9 protein-coding genes are annotated in these 10,894 nt (G+C 71.2%); 5 read left to right on the forward strand and 4 right to left on the reverse strand.

The features are described from left to right. Positions 1-41 precede the first annotated feature (41 nt). Positions 42-962: a sugar kinase gene (locus EV662_RS05530; RefSeq protein ID WP_132461133.1), complete on the forward strand. Its 921-nt coding sequence runs from the start codon at positions 42-44 to the stop codon at positions 960-962. A gap of 27 nt (positions 963-989) precedes the next feature. Here the strand turns inward: EV662_RS05530 and EV662_RS05535 are convergent, their stop codons facing one another. After that, positions 990-1,931 (reverse strand): 2-hydroxyacid dehydrogenase, encoded by a 942-nt coding sequence (locus EV662_RS05535; RefSeq protein WP_132461134.1) that lies wholly within the window; start codon positions 1,929-1,931, stop codon positions 990-992. Positions 1,932-2,332: 401 nt separating this feature from the next. Between EV662_RS05535 and EV662_RS05540 the strand changes: the two genes are divergently transcribed. Genes EV662_RS05540 through EV662_RS05550 form a run of 4 tightly spaced genes read left to right on the forward strand, consistent with a single transcriptional unit; the run spans position 2,333 to position 7,035 of the window. Next, positions 2,333-3,901, forward strand: coding sequence for an OpgD/OpgG family glucan biosynthesis protein (locus EV662_RS05540; RefSeq protein ID WP_243695773.1), 1,569 nt, complete (start codon positions 2,333-2,335; stop codon positions 3,899-3,901). After that, on the forward strand, positions 3,898-4,071 hold the full coding sequence (locus tag EV662_RS19465) for a hypothetical protein (RefSeq protein WP_165915530.1): 174 nt from the start codon (positions 3,898-3,900) through the stop codon (positions 4,069-4,071). The genes EV662_RS05540 and EV662_RS19465 overlap by 4 nt, the downstream gene beginning before the upstream one ends. A gap of 8 nt (positions 4,072-4,079) precedes the next feature. Next, a complete protein-coding gene (mdoH, locus tag EV662_RS05545) occupies positions 4,080-5,849 on the forward strand; it encodes a glucans biosynthesis glucosyltransferase MdoH (protein ID WP_132461136.1) in 1,770 nt (589 codons plus the stop codon). Then, the gene (locus tag EV662_RS05550; protein WP_132461137.1) at positions 5,836-7,035 is read left to right on the forward strand and encodes an OpgC family protein; all 1,200 of its coding nucleotides are present in this window, start codon (positions 5,836-5,838) and stop codon (positions 7,033-7,035) included. Before mdoH ends, EV662_RS05550 begins: the two co-directional genes overlap by 14 nt. 9 nt (positions 7,036-7,044) lie before the next feature. On the opposite strand, the gene EV662_RS05555 is transcribed toward EV662_RS05550, so the two are convergent. The 3 genes from EV662_RS05555 to EV662_RS05565 form a co-directional block, all read right to left on the reverse strand. Further along, on the reverse strand, positions 7,045-8,865 hold the full coding sequence (locus tag EV662_RS05555; protein WP_132461138.1) for an SUMF1/EgtB/PvdO family nonheme iron enzyme: 1,821 nt from the start codon (positions 8,863-8,865) through the stop codon (positions 7,045-7,047). A gap of 98 nt (positions 8,866-8,963) precedes the next feature. Beyond that, positions 8,964-9,923, reverse strand: a complete 960-nt coding sequence (locus EV662_RS05560) for an ABC transporter ATP-binding protein (protein ID WP_132461139.1) — start codon at positions 9,921-9,923, stop codon at positions 8,964-8,966. Beyond that, positions 9,920-10,891: an ABC transporter ATP-binding protein gene (locus EV662_RS05565; RefSeq protein WP_132461140.1), complete on the reverse strand. Its 972-nt coding sequence runs from the start codon at positions 10,889-10,891 to the stop codon at positions 9,920-9,922. The genes EV662_RS05560 and EV662_RS05565 overlap by 4 nt, the downstream gene beginning before the upstream one ends. Between the last annotated feature and the right edge of the window lie 3 nt (positions 10,892-10,894).

A 10,894-nucleotide genomic window follows, 5' to 3' on the forward strand; every position in this document is an offset into this window, starting at 1 on the left:
GCCCCCATCGCCACCGGCCCCATCCCGCCGCGGGGCCTGTCGTGAGTTCGGTCCTGGCGCTGGGCGAATGCATGGTGGAACTGGCCCCGACGGGCGGGGGGCTTTACCGGCGTGGCTTTGCGGGGGACACGTTCAACACCGCCTGGTACGCGCGCCGCCTTTTGCCGGCGGACTGGTCGGTGGCCTATGCAAGTTGCGTGGGCACCGACGCGGTCTCCCGCGAGATGGTGGATTTCATGGCGGCAGAGGGGATCGACACCGCGCCGATCCGCCGGCTGCCCGACCGCACCGTGGGGCTTTACATGATTGCGCTGGCCGGGGGCGAGCGCAGCTTTTCCTATTGGCGCGGGCAATCCGCGGCGCGCGCCTTGGCCGACGATCCCGATTGGCTGGACGCGGCCCTTTCGGGGCGGAATTTTATCCATTTTTCAGGAATATCGCTGGCGATCCTCAGGCCGGACAGCCGGGAACGGCTGTGCGACGCGCTGGCCTGCGCCCGGGCGGCGGGGGCGCGGGTTGTGTTCGATACGAACCTGCGCCCGCGGCTGTGGGAGGATGAGGACGCGATGCGCGCGGGGCTGACCCTGGGCGCGTCGGTCGCCGATATCGTGCTGCCGTCCTTCGACGAGGAAACGGCGCTGTTCGGCGATGCGGACCCGGCCGCGACGATCGCGCGCTATGGTGGCCTTGGCGCGGGGCTGGTGGCGGTCAAGCAGGGGGCGGGGCCGGTGGTGCTTTGGCAGGCGGGCGGGGGCGCGACCACGCTGACGCCCGCGCCCGTGCCGCGCGTCGTGGACACGACCGCCGCGGGCGACAGCTTTGCCGCCGGGCTGATCGCGGGGCTGGCGCAGGCACAATCGCCGCGCGAGGCGGCCGCGGCGGCGATGGCGCTGGCCGGGCGGGTGATCCGGGCGCCCGGCGCGCTGGTGCGGGGGGCGATCGAGGGCGGCGCGGCGCGGTGACGATCGCCCCGCTTGCCGCGCCCGCCCCTAGACGACCGGGGTCGGCAGCGGGCGACCGGCGTGAAAGGCGGCGATGTTGTCGCGCTGCAGCCTGGCCATCGCGGCCCGCGTCGCATGGGTGGCCGAGCCCTGGTGGGGTTGCAGCAGCACGTTCGACAAGGCATGAAACCGCGGGTCGATATCGGGTTCGTTGCGGAAAACGTCCAGCGCCGCCCCGCCCAGCCGCCCCGTTTCCAGCGCGTCCAGCAGCGCCGTCTCGTCGACGCAACTGCCGCGCGCGATGTTGACCAACACGCCCGCCGGGCCCAGCGCCTCGATCACCGCGGCCGAGACATACCCCGCCGTCTCGGGGCCACCGACCAGCGCCACGACCAGGAAATCCACCCCGCGCGCCAGTTCCACCGGGTCGGCATGAAAGGCCCAGCCCGGCGTCTGTTTCGGGGCACGGGAATGATAGTGGATCTCCATGCCGAAGGCCGCCAGCCGGGTCGCGATGGCCCGCCCGATCCGGCCCAGCCCCAGGATACCGGCCCGCGCCCCGCCGATCTTGCGCTGCAGCGGCCAGGCCCCGCCCCCGGCCCAACCGCCCGAGCGCACGAACCGGTCGGCCGCGACCAGGCCACGCGCCTGCGTCAGCAACATCGCCACCGCCAGGTCGGCCACGTCATCGGTCAGCACCCCCGGCGTGTTGGTCACGGCCACGCCGCGGGCCCGCGCCGCGGCCAGGTCGATCGCGTCATACCCGACGCCGTAATTCGCCACGATCCCCAGCCTGGGCAACAGGTCCATCTGGGCCGCGCCGAACCGGGCCTGCCCGCTATAGGCCACGGCGGTGACGGCGGCACGCGTGGCCTGGTCCAGCCCGCCCAGCAGGTCCGGCCCCGCGACATGCGCCGCCCCCAGTTCATCGCGCAGCGCGGCCAGGTCGTCCGCGTCATAGGCCCCGATCGCCAGTGTCGTCCCCGTCATCGCGATGGCTTCCCGTTCCTGCAGGGCCGCCGGCCCCGGTTGCCGCCCCGTTCTGCCCCATGGCGCGGCGCGAGAAAAGGTCGCATCCCCGGCTCGTCGCCGGCCCGGAAAAACGGCGCAAACCCAAGCCTGTAAGCAGGTTTCCGCCGATCAGCCACAGGTTTAGCGGCCAAACTCCGCACTTCTCCTCAAAGAGAGATTGCAGCCGCCGAAAGATACACCAAATTCCGCTCACGGAATGCCGCGGAGCGGCGTGATTCTGCCGTGCAGCATGACGGAATCACGACACACCGGGACAAACCGCTTTTCTCGTGGCAACCAATAGATGCGAGCTGCTGCGCAAGGGGCGCCCCATGAAGCCAGGCTTTTCGACTACCGGGCACGGGTCCGGCAGGTCTTTCATGACACGACGCCAGACGCTGGCCGCGCTGGCCGGCACGGCCGCGGCCGCCGCGCTGTTGCCGCCGATTGCGGCGGCGCAGCAGGCCGAACCGATGGCGATGCCCCCCGCACCGTTCTCGTTCGACGCGCTCGCCGAGCGGATGCGCGCGCTGGCCGCCACGCCCTACCGCAGCCCGCCCGAACCCGAAGGCGTGATCGCCGGGCTGGATTACGACGCCTATCGCCGGATCCGCTTTCGCCCCGACCATGCCCGCTGGTCCGGCACCGAGGCGGCGTTCCGGCTGCATGCCTTCCACCCCGGCTGGCTCTACAAGGCGCCGGTCACGCTGTACGAGGTGGTGGACGGGACCGAACGGCCGATGGCCTTCTCGGCCGAGGATTTCGAATATGACGGCGCGTTGGCCGACCGCGTGCCCGCGGGGCTGGCCCTGCCCACCGTCGCGGGGTTCCGGCTGCACGCGCCGCTGAACCGGGCCGACATCTTCGACGAGGTGGTGGTGTTCCTGGGCGCGTCCTATTTCCGGGCACTGGGCCGGGGCAATGTCTATGGCCTCAGCGCGCGGGGTCTTGCGATCAACACCGCGATCGGCAAGGGCGAGGAATTCCCCCGCTTCAGCGCGTTCTGGATCGAACGCCCCGCCCCGGGCGCCGACCACGTGACCCTGCATGCCGCACTGGAAAGCCCGTCTGCGACGGGCGCCTTCCGCTTCGTGGTGCGGCCGGGCGAAAACACCGTGATCGACGTCACTGCGCGGCTGTTCCTGCGCGAGGACGTGGCGCAACTGGGCGTCGCGCCGCTGACCTCGATGTACCTGCTGGGCGACAACGACCACGGCACGTTCGACGATTTCCGCCCCCGCGTGCATGACAGCGAGGTGCTGGTGCTGAACACGCGCGGCGGTGAAACCTTCGTGCGCCCGCTGAACAACCCGCCGCGCCTGGCCAGTTCCTACCTGGGCACCCGCGACCCGGTATCCTTCGGGCTGGTCCAGCGCGACCGTGCCTTCGACAGCTACCTGGACGCGGGCGCCCATTACGAACGCCGCCCCTCGCTGATGGTGGAACCGCTGGGCGACTGGGGCAAGGGCACGGTCCGGCTGGTGGAAATCCCCTCCGACCTGGAGGGCAACGACAACATCGTGGCGTTCTGGGTGCCCGACGCGCCCGCCCGCAAGGGTGACGCGCTGGAATTCGCCTACCGTATGCACTGGGGCGCGACGCCGCCGGGCGCGGCCTGCACCGAACGCGCGCGGATCGTGCGGACGCGTGTCGGCAAGGGCGGCGTCTCGGGCGTCGAGGGCGGCCATGACCGGCGCAAGTTCGTGGTCGATTTCGCAGGCGGCACGCTGTCGGGCCTGCCCGACGATGCCGAGATCGAACCGCAGGTGCATGCCAGCGGCGGCGAGATCGTGGAAACCGTGCTGTCGCGCATTTCCGGCACCCAGACCTGGCGGCTGGTGATCGAGGCGCGCGCCGAACCCGGCGCCCTGGTGGAACTGCGCGCCGAGCTTGCGGGTTATGGCAGGCCTCTCAGCGAAACCTGGCTTTACCAATGGATCAAGGAATGAGTGCAGAGCGTATCATCGACCCCGAAACCGCGCTTGCGATCGAGGCCACCCATTGGGCGCCGCCCGCCGCGCCGCTGGACATGCCGCGCCAGGTGCTGGAGCAGGCACCGCGCCACGAGGGCGTTCTCGCCTGGCTGATGCGCCTGCTGCGCCCGGTTCAGCACGGCTAGGCCCCGCCATGCCCGGCCCCCTTTCCCCCGACATGCCCACCCGCGCGCTGCGGGCGGCGGCGCTTGCCTTTGCCGCGCTGGCCGCGGGGGCGGCGGCCGCCCTGCTGGCCGAGGCCGCGACCCAGGACGGCCTGCATGGCTGGGACGTGGTGCGCACGGTGCTGATCTTCGCGACCACCGCGTGGCTCGCCTGGGGGGCCGCGGGCGCGTTCGCCGGGCTGGCGCCGCGCCGCCGCCGCGCCGCCCCGGTGCCCCTGGTGATGCCGCACCCGCCGACCGTCGTGCTGGTGCCCGTGTGCAACGAGGACCCGGTGGCCACCTTCGCCCGCATCGCGGCGATGGACGGCTCGATCCGCGCGGCGGGGCTGACTGTCGATATCGCGGTTCTGTCCGACACCCAGGACCCCGCCGCCGCCCAGCGCGAGCGCGACGCCTTTGCGCGCCTTCTGGCCGAAACCGGGGGCGCGGGGCGGCTGTTCTATCGCCGCCGGACCGACAATCGCGGGCGCAAGGCCGGCAATATCGAGGAGTTCATCAGGACCTCGGGCGGGGCCTATCGCTTTGCCGTGATCCTGGACGCCGACAGCCTGATGGAGGGCGAGACGATCCGCCAGATGATCGCGCGGATGCAGGCCGACCCGCGGCTGGGGCTGTTGCAGACCCTGCCCAAGGTGATCGCAGCGCGGTCGCTGTTCGGCCGGGCGATGCAGTTCTCGGCCGCCTTCCACGCCCCCGTTTTCGCCCGCGGGCTGGCGCGGATGCAGGGCGCGACGGGGCCGTTCTGGGGCCATAACGCCATCGTCCGGGTGCGCGCCTTCGCCGAAAGCTGCGGCCTGCCGGCGCTGTCGGGCCCGCCGCCCTTTGGCGGGCATATCCTCAGCCACGACTATGTCGAGGCGGCACTTCTGGCGCGCGCCGGCTGGAAGGTCGAACTCGACGAGACCATCGAAGGGTCTTACGAGGAAGGCCCCGACAACATCCTGGCCCATGCCCGCCGCGACCGGCGCTGGTGCCAGGGCAACCTGCAGCACGCCCGCCTGCTGACCGCGCCCGGCCTGGCCCCGTGGAGCAGGTTCGTCTTCTTCCAGGGCATCTTCGCCTATCTCGCCTCGCTCTTGTGGGCGGGGTTCCTGGTGGCCTCGATCGCCGCCACCGTGACCGCGCCGCCGCCCGACTATTTCCCCGAACCCTACCAGCTGTTCCCGGTCTTCCCCTCCGACCGGACCAAGGAAATCATCACGCTGGCCATCGGCATCGTGGGGCTTCTGGTGCTGCCCAAGTTCTCGATCCTCGGCAGCGCCGCGCTTTCGGGCCGGGCGCGGGGCTTCGGCGGGCGGGCGCGGGCCGCGGGGTCGGTGATGGTGGAAATCCTGCTGTCTTCCGTGCTGGCGCCCCTGATGCTGGCCTACCAGTCGCGCGCGGTCCTGCAGGTGCTGTCGGGCCGCGACGGCGGCTGGCCCGCGAACCAGCGCGGCGAAGGCCGGCTGAGCCTGCGGGCGAGCCTGGGCGCGGGCTTCTGGATCCTCGCCCTCGGCGCGCTGTCACTGGCCGCGGTCAAGGCGGTGGCGCCTGCGCTGACCGTGTGGCTGTTGCCGGTCTGCCTGCCGATGCTGGCCGCGCCGCTGCTGATCTGGGCCACGTCGCACCCGCTGGGCGGGGGGCTGTTCACCACCCCCGACGAGACCGACCCCGCACCGGTGATCCGTGCCTTCCACGCGTGGCACGCGCGATGGACCGCGCCCGCCCAAGAGACGGTAGCGTTCGATGCGGCGGCCTGATCCCACGGCCCCGGCGAAACGGCCGCGCGATCCCCGGATCGACGCGTTCCGCGGGCTTGCGCTGGTGATGATCTTCGTCGACCACGTGCCCGGCAACCCCTACGAACATTTCACCCTGCGCAATTTCGGGTTTTCCGACGCGGCCGAGTCGTTCTTCGTGATGTCGGGCATCGCCGCGGGGCTGGCCTATTCGGGCCGGTTCCTGCCGGGCGCGCTGGCGCGTGACGGGCTGTGGGCGGCGGTCCGGCCGGTCTGGGGCCGGGCCTGGACGCTATATCTTTCGCAACTGTTCCTGACCGTCTGGGCGATCGCGATCTTTGCCTGGGGGGCGTCCACCTTCGACCTGCCCGGACTGCTGACCAAGATCAACCTGCGCCAGGTGTTCGAGAATACCGGCGCGGCACTGGTGGGCATCCCGGCGCTGACGCACCAGCTGGGGTACGTGAACATCCTGCCGGCCTATTCGGTGCTGCTGCTCTGCACGCCGCTGGCCCTGGTGATCGGGCTGCGCCGCCCGCTGGCGCTGGCCGCGCTGGCGGCGGGGCTGTGGTTCGCGGCCGGTCTGTGGCGGCTCAACCTGCCGAACTATCCCAACCCGGGCGGCTGGTTCTTCAACCCGCTGGCCTGGCAGGCGGTGTTCGTCACCGGCCTGTTGATCGGGTTGCGCCTGCGCGAGGGCGCGCGACTGGTGCCGGTCTCGCGGCGGCTGTTCTGGCTGGCGGTGGGCTACCTGGTGCTGGTCATCGCCTGGATGAAGATCGACCCGCTGGGCCATTGGCTGAACCACCAGCTGTCCCTGCTGGGCAAGGCCGGGGCGCCGTTCCACCTGATCTCGCATGACAAGACCTTCCTTGCGCTGCCGCGTCTGTTGCACGTGCTGGCGATGGTCTACGTGATCTCCTGCCTGCCAGCGGTCACCGCCGCGGCGGCCAGCGCGCTGGCCGCGCCGCTGCGGCTGATGGGGCGGCAGGGGTTGCTGGTGTTCTGCACGGGCACGCTGATCTCGCTGGCCTTCCAGGTGGCCATGGCCGCCCGGCCGGGGGAGGCCTGGCTGGCCTGGGGGCTGCCGCCGCTGGGCATCGCCGGGATGCTGGCCGCCGCTGCCCTGGGCGATGCGGCCCGGGCGCGCCGTCGCCCGCAGGCCGCCGCTGCCGGGGCCACGCCGCATGGCATCGCGGCGGAGTAATCCGGCAGATCAGGGCGCGTCGCGCACCACGCGCATGCCGACATTGGCCTGGCGCTGGGTCGCCGGGATGCCCACCCGGTAGGTGACGCGCAGGTTGGCCGGCGGATCGTCCCACGATCCGCCGCGCAGCACCCGCGAGGCACAGCGCCCGTCGGTCCGCGCCCGGCCATCGGCAGGGGCGCCCGCGTGGCTGTCGTTCCAGCAATCGGCGGTCCATTCCCACAGGTTGCCCGAAAGGTCGAACAGCCCGAAGGCATTGGCCGGGTAGCTGCCGCGCGCCGCGATCTCGGGCGCGCCATCGGCACAGGCGGTGTTGCGCCAGCGAAAGCGCGACTCCGCATCGGCGGCATTGGCATGGGCACAGGCGGCCTCGGCCCCACCCTCCCACGGGAAGGGGCCGTCGCCGCCCGCCTTCAGCGCGTATTCGAATTCGCCCTCCGTGGGCAGCCGATAGCCCGCGCCGGGCGCCTGTTCGTTCAGCCAGGCGGTAAGGCGCACGGCGTCCTCCCAGTTCAGGCAGGCGGCGGGCGAGGCGTCGTTCACCGGATAGCCCGGCGCGCCCCAAAAGGCGGCTGCGTCCTTGCGCATCCGCCCGTCCGGCGTCCACACGTAACAGCCGCGCGGCACCTGCTGGCCGGTCTCGGCCTCGTAGCGGCGCACCAGCCCGACCGAAACCTCGCGCGCGGCCATCAGGAACGGCGCAAGCGTCTGGGGCGTGGCGGGCTTCTCGGCGGCCGGGGCCCCGGCCTCGGTCGCACCCAGAACGGTCTCGCCACCCGGCAGGGCGACGAGTTCGGGGCAGGCCGCGCAATCGCGCGTGGGACCGGCAGGCGGCGGGGCCGTTTCGACCGGCGGTGCCTCGACCTCGGCGGGTGCCTCGGGCGGCGCGGTGCCGCGATCAGGCACCAGCGCCGCGGTTTCGAACTGACCCAGCCGGGCGCGGGCCACCTCGGCGAAGATGCCGCGCGGGAAGGCGTCGAGATAGGCGCGATAGCCCGCCGGCCCCGCCGCCTCGCCCAGCGCCTGCCACAGCGCGATATCGCGCTCGGTATCGTCGGGGGGCGGCGCCTCGGCGGGGGTGAGATACAGTTCCCGCAACAGCGACGAGGTCGACCAGGGCCGCTGCCGCCCGGCGGTCGTGTCGAACACGTCGGCACGCACCCGCGTCATCATCTGGTTGATTTCCAGCCCCTCGGTCGCGACATGGTCCAGCACCGCCTCGGTAAAGGGGCTGTGATCGCCCGCGCCGTCATAGGCGACCTTGCCCGGGTCGGTGGCGAACCCCACGAAGATGCCGCCCACGGTTTCCACCGGGGCCAGCCCCCGCCCCAACAGCGCCGCGGACCGCGCCCGGCCCATCGACCGCGCCAACTGGGTTTCGAACGGGTTGTCCCGGCAGGCGTCCAGCAGCACCACGTTGGTCTTGGCGCTGCGCTCCATCCCGGCGATCACCAGGTCCAGCGGCATGGCGTAAAGTTCGACATCGCCCTCGCGTTCCAGTGCCGCGTCGGTCGGGATCAGGTAGTTGCGCCCGGCCATCTGGATGCCGTGCCCGGCATAGAAGAACAGCGCCAGATCCGCCCCCTCGGCCCGGCGCGAGAAATCGCGGATCGCCGCCCGCAGCCCCGCCCCGTCCAGGTCCAGCCCGGCCGTCACCTCGAACCCGATCTCCTCCAGCGCGGCGGTAATCGCGCGGGCGTCGTTGGTGGGGTTGGGCAATTCGGGCGCGGCCCGGTAGGCGCCGTTGCCGATCACCAGCGCCACGCGCCGATCGGCCAGCCCCGGCAGGGCCGACATGACCAGAAGGACGATACCGATGATGATCCGCATGGGGTCCCGTTCGCCGCGCTGTTTCCCGCCAACAGGCTAGCGGGATCGGGGCGGGTTCGCCAAGTGCGCATTCCCCGCCCGCGCCCGGATCGGGGACGTTATTCGCCCTCGGGGAAGAAACAGGCGACCTTGTGGCCGTCGCCGTCCAGCGCGGGGCGTTCGGCCCGGCAGCGGTCCTGCACCTTCCAGCAGCGCGCGGCGAAGGGACAGCCCGGCGGGATGTTCAGCGGCGAGGGCAATTCGCCCGACAGCTTGATCCGCTCTTTCTGGCTTTTCGGATCCGCCACCGGCGTCGCCGACAACAGCGCGCGGGTATAGGGGTGGCGGGGATTGCCGAACACCGCCTCCTTGGTGCCGGTTTCCACCGCGCGGCCCAGGTACATCACCATGATCTCGTCGCAGACATGGCGGACCACCGACAAATCGTGGCTGATGAACAGGTAGGTCAGGCCCAGCCGTTCCTGCAGATCGAGCAGCAGGTTCAGGATCTGGCTTTGCACCGACAGGTCCAGCGCCGAGACGGGTTCGTCCAGCACCAGCACCTTGGGTTCCAGCATCAGCGCGCGGGCCACCGCGATGCGCTGGCGCTGCCCGCCCGAGAACATGTGCGGGTAGCGGTCGTAGAACTCGGGCCGCAGGCCCACCAGCCCCATCACCTCGCGCACCTTGGCCTCGCGCTCGGCGCGCGACATCTCGGGGCGGTTGATCTTGAGCGGTTCGGACAGGATCGCGCTGATCCGCTGGCGCGGGTTGAGCGACCCGTAAGGGTCCTGGAACACGATCTGCACCGCGTCGCGATGCGCCTCCCACTGGTCGGGGGTGATCTCGGTGCCCTCGATGGCGAAATGGCCCGCGGTGGGCGGCTCGATCATGGTGACGACGCGGGCCAGCGTGGATTTCCCGCAGCCCGACTCGCCCACCACGGCCAGCGTCTTGCCGCGCGGGATGGCAAAGCTGACCTCGGACAGGGCACGGATTTCGCGCGGCTTGGACAACAGCCCGCCGCCGACCTCGTAGAAACGCGACAGGCCGGTGGCGGTGACGACGGATGCGGTCATCCCCTGCCCTCCTCGGTCAACGGGTAGTGACAGCGCGCAAGGCCCATCCCGGGCGGCTGCACGGGCGGCGGCGTGGTGCGGCACAGCTCATCGGCATGGGCGCAGCGCGGCGCGAACAGGCATCCCCTGGGCCGGTCGAACTGGCCCGGCACCACGCCCGGGATCGTCGGCAACACGCGCGAGGTGGCCCGTTCGGGCAGCGCGGCCAGCAGCGCGGCGGTATAGGGGTGATGCGGGGTTTCGAACAGCGGGCCCACGGGCTGATCCTCGACCTTCTGGCCCGCGTATTGCACGCTGACGCGGCGCGCGGTTTCGGCGACCACGCCCATGTCATGCGTGATCAGGATCAGCGCCATGCCGGTTTCGGCCTGCAAATCGGTCAACAGGTCCAGGATCTGCGCCTGGATCGTCACGTCCAGCGCCGTGGTGGGTTCGTCCGCGATCAACAGGCGCGGGCGGCAGGCGATGGCCATCGCGATCATCACCCGCTGGCTCATGCCCCCCGACAGCTGGTGCGGAAAGGCGTTCAGCCGCCGCGCGGGATCGGGAATGCCCACCATCTCCATCAGCTCCAGCGCGCGGGCATGGCGTGCCTTGCGGTCGAGGCCGAGATGCTTTTTCAGCCCCTCCTTGATCTGGAAGCCGACCGTGAAACACGGGTTCAGCGACGACATCGGCTCCTGGAAGATCATCGCGATGTCCTTGCCGACGATGCGCCGGCGGGTGCGCGGCGTGATCGCGCGCAAATCCTGCCCGTCGAAGCTCATCTCGTCGGCCGTGACCGTCGCGGTCCAGGGCAGAAGGCCCATCAAGGCCAGCATCGCCACCGACTTGCCCGAGCCCGACTCGCCCACGATGGCCAGGATTTCGCCGGGGTCGACGGTCACGTCCATCGCGTCCACCGCCCGGAACTGGCCCGAGGCGGTGGCGAAATCGACCGAGAGGTTGCGGATACGCAGCAACGTCATGCC

This window comes from Rhodovulum marinum (genome assembly GCF_004343075.1).
Taxonomy (GTDB): Bacteria; Pseudomonadota; Alphaproteobacteria; order Rhodobacterales; family Rhodobacteraceae; genus Rhodovulum; species Rhodovulum marinum.

Bases quoted from the DNA above. Each gene is read 5' to 3' on its own strand.
- EV662_RS05535 (WP_132461134.1), bottom strand. From the start codon at position 1,931: ATGACGGGGACGACACTGGCGATCGGGGCCTATGACGCGGACGACCTG.
- EV662_RS05540 (WP_243695773.1), top strand. From the start codon at position 2,333: ATGACACGACGCCAGACGCTGGCCGCGCTGGCCGGCACGGCCGCGGCC.
- EV662_RS19465 (WP_165915530.1), top strand. From the start codon at position 3,898: ATGAGTGCAGAGCGTATCATCGACCCCGAAACCGCGCTTGCGATCGAG.
- mdoH (WP_132461136.1), top strand. From the start codon at position 4,080: ATGCCCGGCCCCCTTTCCCCCGACATGCCCACCCGCGCGCTGCGGGCG.
- EV662_RS05550 (WP_132461137.1), top strand. From the start codon at position 5,836: ATGCGGCGGCCTGATCCCACGGCCCCGGCGAAACGGCCGCGCGATCCC.
- EV662_RS05555 (WP_132461138.1), bottom strand. From the start codon at position 8,865: ATGCGGATCATCATCGGTATCGTCCTTCTGGTCATGTCGGCCCTGCCG.
- EV662_RS05560 (WP_132461139.1), bottom strand. From the start codon at position 9,923: ATGACCGCATCCGTCGTCACCGCCACCGGCCTGTCGCGTTTCTACGAG.
- EV662_RS05565 (WP_132461140.1), bottom strand. From the start codon at position 10,891: ATGACGTTGCTGCGTATCCGCAACCTCTCGGTCGATTTCGCCACCGCC.